Below are 15,354 nucleotides of genomic sequence, written 5' to 3'. Positions count from 1 at the left end.
TATGGGGTCTTGTTATCGGCCTTATTGGCCATTTTTTCATCATTATTCCCGACGATAGAAGCATGTTCGCCTCAAATGCCGGTTGTGTCGTCCGGGGCCATTGTAGAGGGTAACCTTCCTCATTGGAGCTCCGACCACCACGGTAATTGAGGCAAATTTGCCATGAAAATCAGCGAATGTGAAGCGAAATGACATTCTGTTAAGGGGTTGTTTCTCTGGAATTTTATTTAGAGCAAAGACCCTAAAGTGGTGTGGGTCAGGGTAAAAGCTCTAATTTTTGGCGGGGAATTGGAGAAATGTGCGGGGAGCTTGCTCCCCGCAACGGGAAAGGCTAGAGCTTTTGCTCAAAGGTGTGGTGCAAAGCCAGGGTTTTGTTATCAGCAGGTAACAGCAGGCTGACCAGTACACCGGCGATGGTGGCGAACAGGAACCCGGGGAGTATTTCGTACAGTTCGAAAATCCCGCCTTCTGCCTGCTTCCACAGCACCACGGTTGCCGCGCCAACCAGAATGGTGGCTATGGCACCGAAGCGGCTGTATCCCTTCCAGTACAAGGCCAGAAGGATGACTGGGCCAAAGGAGGCGCCAAAGCCGGCCCAGGCATAGCTGACCAGCTCGAGTACGGTGCTCTCCGGGTTGAGAGCGATCAGGGTGGCGATGACGGCGACACTGAGTACGGTGAGGCGGCCCACCATCACCTTTTCCCGCTCGCTGGCCTCCGGTCTGAGCCATTTCTTATAGAAATCTTCGGTGACCACCGAGGAGCACACCAGCAACTGGGAGTCGATGGTGCTCATGATGGCGGAGAGAATGGCAGCGATCAGTATGCCGGCCATCCAGGGGTTGAACAGCACCCGGCTCAGCTCAATAAACACCGTTTCCGCGTTGGGAAGGGGCTTGTCATGGAAAAAGGCCGCACCGGCCAGGCCTGTTGCCAGGGCGCCCACCAGTGAAAGCAGCATCCAGCCCATGGCAATGCGGCGGGAGAGCGGCAGGTGTTTCACGTCACCGATGGCCATGAACCGGCTGAGGATATGGGGTTGGCCAAAGTAGCCCAGGCCCCAGGCAAGCAGGGAGATCATACCTATGGCCGTGGTGTTGTCGGATACGGCCTGGGTCATGGCGGGGGGCAGTGAGTCCAGCGAAACCTCGTGGGCGCCGAACACCATGGCGGGCACCAGCAGCAGGGCAAACAGCATCAGCAGTCCCTGGAGGAAATCGGTCCAGCTGACGGCGAAGAAGCCGCCGACGAAGGTGTAGGAGACGATGATGGCACTGCCGATCATCAGTGCGGTGGTGTAATCCAGACCAAACACCTTTTCGAACAGGATGGCGCCGCCCACCATGCCGGAAGAGGTGTAGAAGACGAAGAAGAGCAGGGTGATGCTGGCGGCCACCAGCCTCAGTACTCCGGTATCGTGGAAGCGTTTCTCCAGAAAGTCCGGCATGGTCAGGGCATCGTCGGTAAAGAAGGTGTAGATGCGCAGCCGCTTGGCGACAATCAGCCAGTTGAGCCAGGCGCCCACCACCAGGCCGATACCTATCCACATCTCTCCGAGGCCGGACAGGTAGACCGAGCCAGGCAGCCCCAGCAGCAGCCAGCCGGACATGTCGGATGCGCCAACACTCAGAGCCGTGACTGCCGGTCCCATTTTTCGCCCCCCAAGGATGTAGTCGCTGGAGGTGCTGGTGGCTCGATAGGCCAGGGTTCCGATCACCAGAAGCAGGATCAGGTAACCGAAGAATGTAATTAATGCAGGGGTCGAGATCATCGTTTTAGTTCATTCGGGTTAAGGGTCTAACGGGTCCCGCCAGGCGTGGTCCGGCCGTTGCGGGGAGGGGAGTTCCCAGGCTTTGCTGAGCGCCATGGGAGGATCAATAATTAAGCGGCTGATCTGAATGAAATATCCAGAGCTATTTTCATGCTAACAAAGAGTGGGTAGTGTGACCAGTGTCACGAATGGTGCTTTGTATACAGAATGAAGTGTGGCGATAGGGTTAAAAATTTGGCGAAAGCTGTCGGGCGGTTGCGTTTGTCTGGTGGATGTTACTGCTGTTGAGGGGGTGTTGTGACTGTTTATGCACTCCGGGAAAGACTCAGGCCGCCAAAATGGCGGCCTGTTTATGCCTGAATCAGATACTGTGTACCTTATTCTTCAGCAGTTTCACCGCCGGAGCCAGTTGCTGATTTTTTCCTCCAACGACCGCGACCTGGAAGGGACCCATGTCAAAGGCGGCACCTTCATACTTGTCGTTGCTGAAGGCGGGAGACATCTCCTTATTCTGCTCCTTGGGAACGAAGAATACGGTCATCTTGCCCTGGGGAGTGTCCATGACCATGTGCAGGCTGCGTACCCCGTCGAAATCACAGTAGTTGGCGTAGTAGATGTGCCCCTGGGGATCATCCATTTTGCCGCCAAAGCTGGCCAGCTTGGTGTTCAAGGCCGCCAGGCTGACCTTTTCGTCTACACGGTCGGCAAAGCCCGCCTCATGGGCAACGTGTGCCAGGGCATGATCCCCAAGAGTCGCCGGCTGACGGATCAGGGTCAGAGACAGGCCGATGACAAAGGCAACGGAAGCGGCAGCCGCCAGATGGAATCTTTGGCGTTTGCGCTGTTGCTGGAACTGATTCAGATTCTGTTGCAGCAGAATGCGATTGGCCAAGTCCTCCGGAGGAGCGATCTTCATGGCACTGTTGAGCCGCTCGTCGAGGCCCTGAAGCTCATCAACGAAGCTCTGACGCCCCTCCTCTTCATTCAGGGCATCAAGGAAGGCCTTGTCCTGATCCTGAGGGTCAGCATAGGCTCGTCGGCGGAACTCTAGTTCATCCATTGTTCAACTCCCGAGATTGAGGCTTATCTTCGAGTCTGTCACGAAGCTGATTACGGGCTCTGAATAAACGGGTCATCACTGTGTTTCTGTTCAATCCCATGATTTCGGCAATCTCGTCGCCATTGAATCCATGCAATACCTGCAGCACCAGCGGTTCACGATACTCCTCGGCCAGAGACGCGATGTGCTTGCGCAGCAGCGCGTTGTCAACCGCCTGCTCATTGGAGAGGGAGTGGTTATCCGCCACCTGATGGTCATCGATGTCTGTCAGGTCAAACTGCTTGCGTTCAAACCGACGGGCATTTTCGCGCCTCAGGATGGTAATCAGCCACGCCTTCGCCGCCTTGTCATCCTTTAGGGAATCTAAGGCTTTCCAGGCCCTGAGAAAGGTCTCCTGAACCAGATCTTCCGCCACAGTGGGGTTGCCACAAAGCCAGTAGGCGTAGCGGTATATCTCTGTGTTCAAAGCCCTAACCAGGCTTTCGTAACGTCGTTGTTTACTCACCATGTCATCTAAGACCGGTGAAGGCTGCTTTTTCTTTCGTAATAGTTTCAACATTTTTTTGTTGCCAGTCCCGGGCGGTATCGCCATGTGATACTTGAGGCACCTACTGAGTGTATCGGTTTTTCAGTCACATGGGATTAAGATCTGGGAGTTCTCCTTGGTTTTTCTCCTTTTTTTGTTTTATTAGTGCCACTTGCCTGGCGAGTTCTCCCAAGTCTGAAACCGAGGCTTCAGGTCCGAAACCCTGGCACATCAGTTTGTCCAGTTCGGGGACCAGTTCGGGGAATCTCTGACGTACCTGGGCCAAATCCGCGGTGGGGCCTCTGAGGCCGTTCAGCCTGTCGGGTAAGGTCTGCAGGGCAGCGTTGAGGTCCCCGGCCTTGATGGCAAGTTCAAAGGCGCAAGCGGGTTGGCGGGGCCGTTTGGCTTCGCTCTGTAGCGGTTGCGGCTCGGTAGTCACGCCAGTGCGGCGATACCCCCAGTACAGTGAGGCAAAAAGCGCCATCAGCAGCGCCCAGGTGCTGTAGAACCAAGGATTGCTTTGCGTCTCAGGTTGGGAGGAAACTGCGTCACCCTGTGCGGCAGGAGGCAAGGGAGCCTGATTCTCTGCGGGCAGGACGGTAAGGGTTCGGGCTGGGAGTGTGGCCCATTGCTGGCGGTTTAACTTGGCGTTCCACCAGGCAATTTTCAGCTCCGGCAGGGTATAGGTGCCGGGGCGAGAAGCCACCAGGGCGGTACTCTGTTCCAGTTTTGCCACCACCTCCTTATTGCGCACCTGATCGCTGCGGTCATCCTTGTCGGGGTAGCTTTTCAGGCCCTGAGGGTAGTCAGGCTTGAGGGCCGGCAGGGCCGCTTCGGTCGCGCCCACGGCGGTAAGGGTGATGATGCGGGTCAGGGGTTCCCCCACCCTCACCTGAGATTGCTGTGGGCTCCACTGCTCGGTGAGGGCGACGGCATTGGCCACCAGCCAGGGCCCGTTGAAGGAGGCGGGTGGCGCCTTAACCTTGATGGGTTGCGACTGACCGACCAGTTGAACCGGTGTGGACAGGGACCGGCTGAACAGGTCGTTGCTGCGCCCGGCACGAAGAATGTCGCCGCTGAAGTCTGAGCCACGAATCATAAACTCGCCACTCTGCTGAGGGGTGATCAGGTAGTGGCGTTCGATCACCCGGTATCGGCGCCCGTCGACCATCTCAGTGGTGTTGCTGTCCTGGCCTAACTGGACAACGGAGGCTCCGTCCAGTTTCGGCTCGGTGAGGCTGCCGCGCTGCAGCTCAGCCGCCAGGTAGAGCTTGACCCGATAGTCGACCGGCTGGCCCAGCCATACCTCCTCCTCGGCGAGGCTGGCGCGAAGGAATACCGGTGAGTTTGGGGCAACCTCTGCGCTCTCCTCTACCACGGTCAGGGTGATGGCCTGGGTCGCGAGACCTTCGGCTTCCAATGATGGGATCAGCAGGGTGCCGGTATGCTTGGGGATCAGCAGCAACTGCCAACGGGTCTCTTTACGGGCGTTGAAATTGATGATCTGGGTGGAGCGGCTGACGTTATTACGGACCACATTGAACGCCTCAAGCAGGGGAGAGGTGTCCAGGGCGTTAGAGGACAGCTCGTCATCGGCGACCACATTCAGAACAAAGGAGTGTCCCAGGCGTACTGTGTTGTTGTCGACGCTGGCCGTCAGGCTGGTGTAAGCCCAGGTCATGGGGGACATCAGCAGGGCCAGCAACAGGGTGAATCGGATTACCACTGGGTGCGCTCCTCGTTAATCTTGCCGGCTCGACGGCGCCGTTCGTATTCTAATTTCATCTTGTTTCTTAAAAGGATACTCGGGTCATCAGGTATTCGCTCCAGGACCTGGGGATCCACCTGCTGCGCCTCGTCATGGGTCGAGGTGGAGGATTCGGCTGCTGCCGCCAGTGGCTGAGCCTCGTCGTTGTCTTTCGTTTCTTCCCTTTGGGCGGCGTCAGCCGGGGTGTCGGAATGGGTCTGCTCACCCTGTTCGCTCTCGGGCTGCGGGTTTGAGTCGGAGGGTTGGGGCGCCTGTTGTGGATCTGGCGATGGCGCTTCGGATTGCTGTGGCGAGTCCTGCTGGTCGGAGCCTGACTGTTGGCTATCGTCGCCCTGCTGCTCCTGCTCTGCATTCTCCTGTTCCGATGCGGAATCCTGATTCGAACCTGGCTGGTTGCCCTGTTGCTGATCGTCGTTCTTCTGCTCATTCTCGCCCTGCTGCGGCTGCTGCGGCTGCTGCGGCTGCTGCGGCTGCTGCTGCTGTAACTGCTCAATCAGCTCCAGGTTCTCTTGTGCTTGAGTCAGTTCTGGCTTTCTTTCCAGGGCTTGGCTGTAGGCCTCTTTGGCCTGTTCAAACTGCTGCATCTGCGCCAGTGCATTGCCCTGGTTATAGAGTGTTTCTGCGGATTCGGGCAGTTGCTGATAGGCCTCCAGTGCCCCTTGGTAGTCGCCGGCCCGGTAGAGGGCATCGGCTTTCGGCGCGCCTGCTGGCAGGCGTTCGGCGGCTTCGGCATATTGCTGGTCGTTCAGCAGTTGCTGCACCTGCGCGTTGTTGGATTGCCACCAGGCGGCATCACTGTGAGTGGGGGACAGCAGTAGCAGCGGCAACAGCGCCATGGCCCATTGGCGCCTCAATGAGATGGCTGCGGGCAGCAGAAGCAGGGGCAGCAGGTAGACGCCCATGTCCTGCCATTGGCTGGTTTGCCTCTGGGCCTCTTCACTTCCCTTTTCGTCATTGCTGCGGGTTCTGGCCAGTTGCTCGACATCTTGGTCGTCGCCTCTGTAGGAGATGAGTTCGCCGCTGCCGGTGTCGGCCAACTTACCCAGCAATGGCAGATTTGTTTGGGCGATCACCACTTCACCGCTGCGGCTCTTAACCAACTCGCCACTGGGTGCCCGCATGGGGGCGCCAGCTTCGCTGCCAAGGGCATAGACCTTGAGAGTCCAGGGGTAGGATGCGGCCAGTTTCAGTGATTCATCGGCATGCTCCGGGTTGATGCCGTCGATGAACAGAATGATCTCCCCTTGGTGGTAGCCGGCATCTCTGAGCAGCTGGTTGGCCAGCTCCAGGGCACTTGGCAGGTCCGAACCGGGGACGGGCATGATCTCCGGTGACAGGTTGGGCACCAGGTTGAGCAGGGTTTCCTTGTCGTCGGTAAGGGGGGCCAGGGCAAAGGCGTCCCCGGCGTAAGCGATCAAAGCGGTTTCGCCTTCATCAAAGCGGCGCATCAGGTCGATGGCCTTGTATCTGGACTGAGTCAGCCTGTTGGGGGGCAGGTCGGTGGCGTACATGGAGTAGCTCATGTCCATCACCAGCACCCGGCCGTGGTTGAGCTGAAACACCGGCACCTCCTGCTTCTGCCAGCTTGGACCAGCCAGGGTGATCAGCGCCAGCACGGCAGCCACCCATGGCCACTTGGGGGCGGTGTAGCTTTGGGCCTGTGGGGAGATCAGCATCGCCTTATGCAGATGGGCGGGCATCAGCTGATGCCAGTTTTCCCTCTGCTGACGAAGTTGTTTTAGAAGCAGCCACAGTCCGGGAAGGGCCAGCAGCGCCAGTAGCCATAGGGGGCGAAGGAAGTGCAGTTCAGACATGACGCTGCCTCCTGTTTATCAGCAGGCTCAGTGTCAGCAATCCCAGAGCCGTGGCCAATGGCCAGTGATAGAGCTCGGTCCTTGGGCGCCAGAGGGCTTCTCCCCGGCTGACCGGTTCCAGCTGGTCCAGGCTTTGGTAGATTTGCGCCATCTCGTCCCCACTGCGGGCGCGGAAGTAACGGCCGCCGGTGGCTTGGGCTAAATCGCGCAGCACCTCTTCGTTGAGATCCCGGCTGGGGTTGACCTGGCGGCTCTGCACACCCAGCCAGCCAGATCGGGTCATGGACTCGGCGCCTATGCCTATGGTGTAGATACGCACACCGGCCTGGCGAGCGAGTTCTCTGGCCTGAGCCACATCGAACTGCCCCGCGTTGTTGCTGCCATCGGTGAGCAGCAGCAGAACCCGGTTACTCTGTTCCAGTCCGGCAAAGCGTTTGACTGACAGAGCGATGGCGTCGCCAATGGCGGTCTGTTGTCCCACCAGACCTAGGACGGACTCATCCAGGTAGCGTTTTACCGTGTACCGGTCGAAGGTCAATGGAGCCTGCAGGTAGGCGCCGTCGGCAAAGAGGATCAGTCCCAGGCGGTCTCCGTCCCGGCGACGAATGAAGTCACCCAGCAGGTGCTGCATCATGGTAAATCTGTCCACCAGTTTGCCTTGGTACTCCATATCTTCAATCTGCATGCTGCCGGACAGATCTGCGGCGATCATCAGATCCCGCCCCTCCTTCTGAAGCGGCACAGGATCGCCTAACCACTGAGGGCGGGCACAGGCAATCACCAGCAGCACCCAGGCCAGAAGAGTCAGCCACTTTCCGATGGTGCGGGGGGATTGTGTTGAGGTTGAACCGCCGATGGCAAGGGTACCAGGTAGGCGCAGAGCCGTGGTGGGCTGGGCCTTTTTGCCCATGGCTGGCATAAGCAGGGGCAACAGCAGTGCGATCAGCATCATCGGCCAGGCCAGGGTCAGCATGGTGTCTTCCCCTTGCCGAGACTGGAGAGGGTGTGGTGAATCAGGGAGAGGTGCTCCTCTTTGTTTACTGTGCTGCTTGGAGTGAACTGACGAGCAGAGAGCGCCTGCCAGGCCAGTTGCTGCTCGCGGTTTTGGTAGGGGGCCAGCCAAAGATCCCACTCTTTGCCCGAGAGGGAGGCGACATCGCTTCTGGGGTAGTAGGCCAGTGCACAGCGTTTGATCAGGGTGTTCAACTGGCTGATCTCAACCTGACCCGGCAGAGCCTTCAGCTCCGCCTGGGCGGCACGCACCGGGGCCTGGCGTTGCCAGCGTCTGATGCAGATAAACAGAAGCGCACAGAGACTCACTATGAGTGCTGCGATCATCAGGGTCGCCGCTGCGGACAGCGGCCAGTGGCCCGACAGAGGGGTGGCGATGATGTCATTGAGTTTGGCTAATGGATTGGCTTCCATATGCTGTCCAGTTGTTCTGTCAGGGGTTTTGCGGAGTCGACCCGAGAGAGCGTCAGGCCACGACGTCGACATCCCTGGATAAAATGGGTCTGTTGTTGTTCCATCTGCTGTTGCCAACGCTGGCGCTCTTGATGGTCCATGCGAGCCAGCCGTCCCTGGTGCCAAACCGGGACGGAGAGCTGCTTGGGCAGTTCGCAAAGCCGATTGGCCAGTGGGTCCGTGACCTGAAACAGCCTGATGTCACTGTGTCGACCCAGGTCCGCAAGTATATCCAGGTGTGCCGAGGTCAGTCCGAGGCCGTCGGAGATCACCAGAATGACGCCGCCGGGGTGAGCCAGGTGGCGCAGACGCTGTATTCCCTGATCCAGATAGCCGTCGTCGCCGGCGCCGGATTCCTTATGGATGGAGACCAGTGAGTCGAGCAGAGGGGCTATCCCCTGGCGCCTTGCCCTGGGTTTATGCTCGCGATGGGCGGTCTCACAACAGATGATGCCTCCCAGTCGCTCTCCGGCGGCGATGCTTTGCCAGCCAACCAGGGCGGCGAGGTGTGCGGCCTGGACAGATTGCAGCAACAGGGCTGAGCCAAGATGCAGCCGCTGGCCCAGGTCGACAAACAGCATGACAGGACGCTCTCGCTCCTCACGAAACAGCTTGGTATGGGCGTGACCGGTGCGGGCGGTTACCCGCCAGTCGATGGTTCGCACATCATCGCCGCTCTGATAACGGCGCACCTCATCAAACTCCATCCCCCGGCCCTTGATGGCACTGAGGTTCTGTCCGGCACGCTGCCCCGTCCTGGGCAGACCCAGGAAGGGGTTGTGGCGAGAGGCCGGACCTCGGTACACCAGCAGCTCTTCCAGGGTCAGGTCGACGCCATTGGCGTGGGTTGGCAAAGCGTGCATCAGGCCAGTGCCACCTGTTTAATGATGCGGGAGATGATGGCGTCCGGCGTGATCCCTTCCGCTTCTGCCTGATAGCTGAGAAGCAGCCTGTGGCGCAGCACATTGGGCAGTACAGCCTGGATATCTTCCGGTGAGACGTAATCCCTGCCGGAGAGCCAGGCTCGGGCCCGTGAGCAGCGCTCCAGGGCGATGGTGGCTCGGGGGCTGACGCCCCACTCTAGGTAGCGGGCCAGTTCATCGTCGTATTTCTGTGGCGAACGGGTGGCGTCGATGAGCTGAACCATATAGCCCTCTAGCTGGGGTGCCAGATAGAGTTCCAACGCCTGAGTGCGTGCATTGAAAATCTCCTGCTGGGTCAGGGGCTGGGGCGGCTTAGGCGGCTCGGAGAGCGCCTCCTGGCGACTCAGCGCCAGAATCTGACGCTCCACTTCGGGGCCGGGGTAATCCAGGGAGAGGTGCAGCAGGAATCGGTCCAGTTGGGCCTCAGGCAATGGGTAGGTGCCCTCGTTCTCAATGGGGTTCTGGGTGGCCAGTACCAGAAACAGTTTTGGCAGGGGGTAGCTGGTTTTCCCTACGGTGATCTGATTTTCGGCCATGGCCTCCAGCAGAGCCGATTGCACCTTGGCTGGAGCGCGGTTGATCTCATCGGCCAGCAGCAGGTTGTGGAACAGAGGGCCGGCCTGAAACTCGAACTGGCCTGTCTCTTGTCTGAAGATGTCGGTGCCGGTGAGATCCGCCGGCAGCAAATCCGGGGTGAACTGCACCCGGTGGAAGTCACCCTCAATGCTGTCCGCCAGGGCTTTGACCGCCCGGGTCTTCGCCAATCCCGGAGGCCCCTCCACCAACAGGTGGCCATCTGCAATCAGTGCGATAAGCAGTCCATCCACCAGTTCCTGTTGTCCGATCACCATCTGGTTCAGGTAGATCTTCGCCTGTTCAAATCTTTCCAGCAGCATTGAAGGGTCCATCGACAAAAATGTAGGTTAACTATCGTATAAAAATCAGTATGTCCATTCCAGAGAGCATTGCGCAGAAGGTAGGAAGGAGAGAGAGGTTGGTCGGCTCGCTCTGAACTAATCTCCGTATTATCGTTGGGGATTATGAGTGTACAGAAAGGAAAAAGTTTCTTTTAGGCCGGCCATAGGCGAAGTGCCTGACATCGGAAGGGGAAGAATATCCAGTTGCAGCGGTTGCGAAAACAAAAAAGCCCCGCTCAAATGAGCAGGGCTTCTGTGTGTGGCTCCCCCTGCTGGACTTGAACCAGCGACATATGGATTAACAGTCCACCGTTCTACCGACTGAACTAAGGGGGAATCGCATTGTTAGGTGTTTTGCCTCACCGCTGAGGTTGTCATCCCTGTTAGAACAGTCCACATGGTTACAAGCCGACTGAACTAAGGGGGAATCGTATTGTTGAGTGTTTACCCTCTCTCCAGAGAAATTGGTTGCGGGGGCCGGATTTGAACCGACGACCTTCGGGTTATGAGCCCGACGAGCTACCAGGCTGCTCCACCCCGCGTCCGAATTGTCAGCGTTAACGACTCGTCGTTTCGTTAAGGCTATAAAGTGGCTCCCCCTGCTGGACTTGAACCAGCGACATATGGATTAACAGTCCACCGTTCTACCGACTGAACTAAGGGGGAATCGAGTTTTTCGGTGTTTCGCCTCACCGCTGAGGTTGTCATCCCTGTTAGGAACAGTCCACATGGTTTCAAGCCGACTGAACTAAGGGGGAATCGCATTGTTAGGTGTTTTGCCTCACCTCTGAGGTTACTCCTCTAAGAGGAGTTGGTTGCGGGGGCCGGATTTGAACCGACGACCTTCGGGTTATGAGCCCGACGAGCTACCAGGCTGCTCCACCCCGCGTCCGAGGCCATGCACTATAGCGAACTGAGCGAAGAGCTCAAGTACTATTTCGAATTTTCTGAACCGTGTGCCTATTTTCGCAACATTAAGGGTTCTATCTATACGAAGGACAGCGGCCTTCGGTTGATAAAGAGACGACAGTGTTTTCTGAGCAACTGAAAATCAAACACAATTTCATTGATCTTTGTCCACATAGCCTCTCCAATGGTGGACATAAGTACCTTTTTATCAGTGCATTCATCTGGTTAGAGCTTTTATTCAATATGTTTGTTTGAAACTTCGCCACGAAAAGTTAGAATCAGATCACACTTTACTGGTCCGACCTTGCCTCGGAGAGGCTGATGGGCGGAGCACTTTGGGTAGATCGAGAGGATAAAGGATGACAACAAGACAAGAGGTCAAAACCCGTAACGGTGACCGGATTGCGATTGTGGCGGGATTGAGGACGCCCTTTGCTCGTCAAGCCACGGCTTTTCACGGGGTTTCAGCCCTGGATATGGGCAAGATGGTGGTGGCTGAACTGCTTTCCCGCAATGACCTGGATCCCAAGCTGGTGGATCAGGTGGTGTATGGGCAGGTAATTCAGATGCCCAAGGCACCCAATATTGCCCGCGAAATCGTGTTGGGCACGGGCATGAACGTCCATACCGATGCCTACAGTGTCACCCGGGCCTGCGCGACATCATTCCAGTCCACAGTGAACGTGGCTGAGTCGATTCTGGCCGGCACCGCGGAGGTGGGCATTGCAGGAGGTTCAGACTCCAGCTCAGTGCTGCCCATTACCGTGTCCACCAAACTGGCTCGGGCCCTGGTGGATCTGACTAAGGCTCGCAGCCTGGGCGATCGCCTGAAGATTTTCAAGCGTCTGAGTATCAAAGACCTGGCTCCTGTGCCGCCTGCCGTTGCTGAGTATTCTACAGGCATTTCCATGGGGCAGACCGCAGAGCAGATGGCGAAGACCCACAGCATCAGCCGCGCCGATCAGGATGCCATGGCTGTGCGCTCTCACCAGTTGGCGTCTGAGAATTGGAAAGCGGGCAACCTGGCCAATGAGGTGATGACCTGTCACGTACCGCCCTACAAGAGCTTCATCAGTGAGGACAACAACATTCGCGCCGATATTCAGGCTGAAAAACTGGCCAAACTGAAGCCTGTGTTCGACAAGAAGCATGGTTCGGTAACAGCTGCGAATTCCACGCCTCTGACCGACGGCGCCTCCGCGCTGATCCTGATGCCCGAGTCCAAAGCCAAGGCCCTGGGCTACAACCCCATCGGATACATCCGCAGCTGGGGCTTTGCGGCTATCGATGTCTGGGATGACATGCTGATGGGGCCCTCCTATGCCACCCCCCTTGCCCTGGACAGAGCGGGCATGACCCTGGCGGATCTGGACCTGATTGAGATGCATGAGGCCTTTGCTGCCCAGGCTCTGGCCAATATGAAGATGTTCGAGTCCAAGAAATTTGCCGCGGAGAAGCTGGGTCGCAGCGATGCCATAGGTGAAATCGATATGGCCAAGTTCAATGTGATGGGAGGCTCGCTGGCCTATGGCCACCCCTTTGCCGCCACCGGAGGCCGGTTGATCACTCAGATGTGTAACGAGCTTAAGCGCCGCGGAGGCGGCATTGGACTGACTACGGCCTGCGCCGCCGGTGGCCTGGGTGCTGCCATGATTCTGGAGGTGGAATAATGAAGACTAACAGCTTTCAGGTAGTGGTGGGCGACGACAAGATCGCCGTGATCACCATGGATGTTCCTGGTGAAACCATGAACACGCTGCGCAGCGAGTTTGGTGAAGAGGTTCGTCATATTCTGGATTTCCTGGGCAGTCAAAGCGACTTGTCCGGTGTGGTCTTCACTTCAGGCAAACCCGACTCCTTTATCGCCGGTGCTGACATCAATATGCTGGCCGCCTGTGAAACCAGGGAAGATGTCTATAAGCTTTCGCGTGATGGTCACAAGCTCCTTAATGAGTTGGCGGCACTGAGCGTGCCTGTGGTGGCGGCCATCAATGGGCCCTGCCTGGGCGGAGGCCTGGAGCTGGCCCTGGCCTGCGATTATCGGGTGATCAGCAACAGTCCAAAAACGGTATTGGGTCTACCGGAAGTACAGCTGGGCATCCTGCCAGGCGGTGGCGGGACTCAGCGCCTGCCCAAGCTGGTGGGCATCGCCAAGTCTCTGGATATGATGCTCACCGGAAAGCAGCTGCGCCCTAAGCAGGCGGTCAAACTCGGTGTCGCAGATGAGATGGTGCCCAATACAGTACTGCTGGAAGCGGCCAAGAAGTGGGTGAGTAAGGGCAAGCGTAAGTCCACCAAGCCCAGACTCAAAGGCATCGAGAAGGTCCTGGAGATGACCCCGATGGGGCGTAACGTCATCTACGACCAGGCCCTGAAGACGGTAATGAAGAAGACCCAGGGCAATTACCCGGCCCCGGCCAAGATCATCGAGTGTGTTAAAGCCTCCACCGGCAACCTGGAAGAGGGGCTCAAGATGGAGGCGAGTCACTTTGCCGATCTGGTGATGTCTCCGGAGTCTGCCGCACTGCGCTCCATCTTCTTTGCCACCACAGAGATGAAGAAGGAGACCGGCGCAGGTGAGGTCAAACCGTCCAAGGTTCACAAAGCCATGGTCCTTGGTGGCGGCTTGATGGGCGGTGGTATCGCCAATGTAACCGCGGTCAAGGCCAAGGTTCCTGTGCGCATCAAGGATATTGGTCACCAGGGGATCAGCGCTGCCCTGGCTTCCACCTGGAAACAGCTGGACAAAAAGGTGAAGCGACGTCATCTCACTGCCGCAGATCGTGACAAGACCATGAACATGATGACCGGGACCGTTGATTACTCCGGCGTGAAGGATGTGGACATGGTTGTCGAAGCGGTGTTTGAAGACCTTAATCTTAAACATCAGATGGTTAAGGATGTTGAACAGCACTGCGGTGACGAGACCATCTTTGCGTCAAACACCTCCTCCTTGCCCATCGGCCAGATCGCCGAAGCTGCCAGCCGACCCGATAAGGTGATCGGTCTGCACTACTTCTCACCGGTTGAGAAGATGCCTCTGGTGGAGGTGATTGCTCACAAAGGCACCTCCTCTGAAACCATTGCCACTACGGTGGCCTTTGCGAAGAAACAGGGGAAAACACCCATTGTGGTTCAAGATTGCGCTGGGTTCTATGTAAATCGCATTTTAGCCCCCTATATGAATGAGGCCGCAAACCTTGTTTTAGAAGGTGAACCCATAGATAAACTTGATAAAGCACTGGTTAAATTCGGTTTTCCTGTGGGTCCAGTTACACTTTTGGATGAAGTCGGCATTGATGTGGGCGCCAAAATTTCGCCGATTCTGGAGGCGGAACTGGGATCGCGGTTCGCTTCCCCCCCAGCTTTCGCCAAACTTTTGGCGGATGGCCGCAAAGGCCGGAAGAACGCTAAGGGTTTTTATAAGTTTGATGCCAAGAAAAAGGGCAAAAAACCAGTCGATGAAAGCGTTTACAAGGTTCTTGGTGTTACCCCTGACGGAAGATTGTCGGACTCAGAGCTGGCGGAACGTTGCGTCGTACAGATGCTGAATGAAGCGGTCCGCTGCCTGGATGAAGGGATCATCGCCAGTGCCCGAGACGGCGACATTGGTGCCATCTTTGGCATTGGCTTCCCCCCCTTCCTGGGAGGCCCGTTCCGTTACATCGACAGCCTTGGGCCTGCACGCTTGGTGGACCTTCTTAAAGGCTATGAGGCGCGCTTCGGTGACCGCTTTGCGCCCTGTGAGCGCCTGCTGTCCATGGCCGCTGCTGATGAGCGCTTCTATTCCTGATAAAGGGTATAGATTGAAAAAGGCAGCCCTGGCTGCCTTTTTTATTGGCTGCTCATCTGGCTGACTATATAATGGCCAGCCCTGTAATTTCGTGGTGCGTAGTATGTTGTGGTTACTGCTGATGTGTGCCAGCTCGGCCTTCTTCTATGCGGAAGCCTTGAAAAGTGGCCTGTCCCCTAAAAGGTGGGGAATTGCCGGCTTCTTCGTCGGTCCCATGTTGTGGCCCCTGTTTAGGGTTCACGCCAACCTGGCATTTCGCCGTTCGCTTCAGCAGGGTGATGTGCTGTGGAACATAAAGTAAAGGAGCCATTGGCTCCTTTACTTATTCTGTGCGTCGGTCTTTAGGACCACCAGCTTCCTGCCGGTACTTCTCTGATATCCAATTCAGCTTTGATTCGCTTACGAGGTT

12 protein-coding genes and 4 tRNA genes are annotated in these 15,354 nt (G+C 57.3%); 3 read left to right on the top strand and 13 right to left on the bottom strand.

The annotated features are described in order from the left end of the window. Positions 1 to 331 precede the first annotated feature (331 nt). From putP to QUE41_RS16505, 13 genes are all read right to left on the bottom strand, one after another. Positions 332 to 1,771, bottom strand: coding sequence for a sodium/proline symporter PutP (putP, locus tag QUE41_RS16565; protein ID WP_286340095.1), 1,440 nt, complete (start codon positions 1,769 to 1,771; stop codon positions 332 to 334). A 361-nt stretch (positions 1,772 to 2,132) separates the two neighbouring features. Beyond that, positions 2,133 to 2,831, bottom strand: a complete 699-nt coding sequence (locus QUE41_RS16560) for a DUF3379 family protein (protein ID WP_286340094.1) — start codon at positions 2,829 to 2,831, stop codon at positions 2,133 to 2,135. Further along, positions 2,824 to 3,390, bottom strand: coding sequence for a sigma-70 family RNA polymerase sigma factor (locus tag QUE41_RS16555; protein WP_286342961.1), 567 nt, complete (start codon positions 3,388 to 3,390; stop codon positions 2,824 to 2,826). Before QUE41_RS16555 ends, QUE41_RS16560 begins: the two co-directional genes overlap by 8 nt. 73 nt (positions 3,391 to 3,463) lie before the next feature. Next, positions 3,464 to 5,083 (bottom strand): BatD family protein, encoded by a 1,620-nt coding sequence (locus tag QUE41_RS16550; protein ID WP_286340093.1) that lies wholly within the window; start codon positions 5,081 to 5,083, stop codon positions 3,464 to 3,466. After that, positions 5,077 to 6,939, bottom strand: coding sequence for a vWA domain-containing protein (locus QUE41_RS16545; protein WP_286340092.1), 1,863 nt, complete (start codon positions 6,937 to 6,939; stop codon positions 5,077 to 5,079). The genes QUE41_RS16550 and QUE41_RS16545 overlap by 7 nt, the downstream gene beginning before the upstream one ends. Further along, positions 6,932 to 7,912: a vWA domain-containing protein gene (locus QUE41_RS16540; protein WP_286340091.1), complete on the bottom strand. Its 981-nt coding sequence runs from the start codon at positions 7,910 to 7,912 to the stop codon at positions 6,932 to 6,934. Before QUE41_RS16540 ends, QUE41_RS16545 begins: the two co-directional genes overlap by 8 nt. Then, positions 7,906 to 8,364: a DUF4381 domain-containing protein gene (locus QUE41_RS16535; protein ID WP_286340090.1), complete on the bottom strand. Its 459-nt coding sequence runs from the start codon at positions 8,362 to 8,364 to the stop codon at positions 7,906 to 7,908. The genes QUE41_RS16540 and QUE41_RS16535 overlap by 7 nt, the downstream gene beginning before the upstream one ends. Further along, positions 8,346 to 9,266: a DUF58 domain-containing protein gene (locus QUE41_RS16530; RefSeq protein ID WP_286340089.1), complete on the bottom strand. Its 921-nt coding sequence runs from the start codon at positions 9,264 to 9,266 to the stop codon at positions 8,346 to 8,348. The genes QUE41_RS16535 and QUE41_RS16530 overlap by 19 nt, the downstream gene beginning before the upstream one ends. Beyond that, entirely contained in the window at positions 9,266 to 10,222 is a 957-nt protein-coding gene (locus tag QUE41_RS16525) for an AAA family ATPase (protein WP_286340088.1), read from the bottom strand. The genes QUE41_RS16530 and QUE41_RS16525 overlap by 1 nt, the downstream gene beginning before the upstream one ends. Before the next feature lie 281 nt (positions 10,223 to 10,503). After that, a tRNA-Asn gene (locus QUE41_RS16520) sits at positions 10,504 to 10,579 on the bottom strand. A gap of 129 nt (positions 10,580 to 10,708) precedes the next feature. Continuing rightward, positions 10,709 to 10,785, bottom strand: a tRNA-Met gene (locus QUE41_RS16515). Positions 10,786 to 10,833: 48 nt separating this feature from the next. After that, positions 10,834 to 10,909 (bottom strand) — tRNA-Asn (locus tag QUE41_RS16510). Positions 10,910 to 11,055: 146 nt separating this feature from the next. After that, positions 11,056 to 11,132: transfer RNA gene (locus tag QUE41_RS16505), tRNA-Met, on the bottom strand. A 379-nt stretch (positions 11,133 to 11,511) separates the two neighbouring features. On the opposite strand from QUE41_RS16505, the gene fadI reads away from it, so the two are divergent. The 3 genes from fadI (at position 11,512) to QUE41_RS16490 (ending at position 15,246) form a co-directional block, all read left to right on the top strand. Further along, positions 11,512 to 12,822, top strand: a complete 1,311-nt coding sequence (gene fadI / locus QUE41_RS16500) for an acetyl-CoA C-acyltransferase FadI (protein WP_286340087.1) — start codon at positions 11,512 to 11,514, stop codon at positions 12,820 to 12,822. Beyond that, positions 12,822 to 14,945, top strand: a complete 2,124-nt coding sequence (fadJ, locus tag QUE41_RS16495; protein WP_286340086.1) for a fatty acid oxidation complex subunit alpha FadJ — start codon at positions 12,822 to 12,824, stop codon at positions 14,943 to 14,945. The genes fadI and fadJ overlap by 1 nt, the downstream gene beginning before the upstream one ends. Positions 14,946 to 15,048: 103 nt before the next feature. Continuing rightward, positions 15,049 to 15,246, top strand: a complete 198-nt coding sequence (locus tag QUE41_RS16490) for a hypothetical protein (protein ID WP_286340085.1) — start codon at positions 15,049 to 15,051, stop codon at positions 15,244 to 15,246. Positions 15,247 to 15,354: the final 108 nt, after the last annotated feature.

Source organism: Ferrimonas sp. YFM, from assembly GCF_030296015.1.
Taxonomy (GTDB): domain Bacteria; phylum Pseudomonadota; class Gammaproteobacteria; order Enterobacterales; family Shewanellaceae; genus Ferrimonas.
Note: the sequence above shows the minus strand (reverse complement) of the source record. Positions and strands in the feature narration are given on the sequence as shown.

Coding starts and splice junctions, on each gene's coding strand:
- QUE41_RS16490 (WP_286340085.1), top strand. CDS start 15,049: ATGTTGTGGTTACTGCTGATGTGTGCCAGCTCGGCCTTCTTCTATGCG.
- QUE41_RS16530 (WP_286340089.1), bottom strand. CDS start 9,266: ATGCACGCTTTGCCAACCCACGCCAATGGCGTCGACCTGACCCTGGAA.
- fadJ (WP_286340086.1), top strand. CDS start 12,822: ATGAAGACTAACAGCTTTCAGGTAGTGGTGGGCGACGACAAGATCGCC.
- QUE41_RS16555 (WP_286342961.1), bottom strand. CDS start 3,390: ATGTTGAAACTATTACGAAAGAAAAAGCAGCCTTCACCGGTCTTAGAT.
- QUE41_RS16525 (WP_286340088.1), bottom strand. CDS start 10,222: ATGCTGCTGGAAAGATTTGAACAGGCGAAGATCTACCTGAACCAGATG.
- QUE41_RS16535 (WP_286340090.1), bottom strand. CDS start 8,364: ATGGAAGCCAATCCATTAGCCAAACTCAATGACATCATCGCCACCCCT.
- fadI (WP_286340087.1), top strand. CDS start 11,512: ATGACAACAAGACAAGAGGTCAAAACCCGTAACGGTGACCGGATTGCG.
- QUE41_RS16560 (WP_286340094.1), bottom strand. CDS start 2,831: ATGGATGAACTAGAGTTCCGCCGACGAGCCTATGCTGACCCTCAGGAT.
- QUE41_RS16540 (WP_286340091.1), bottom strand. CDS start 7,912: ATGCTGACCCTGGCCTGGCCGATGATGCTGATCGCACTGCTGTTGCCC.
- QUE41_RS16545 (WP_286340092.1), bottom strand. CDS start 6,939: ATGTCTGAACTGCACTTCCTTCGCCCCCTATGGCTACTGGCGCTGCTG.
- putP (WP_286340095.1), bottom strand. CDS start 1,771: ATGATCTCGACCCCTGCATTAATTACATTCTTCGGTTACCTGATCCTG.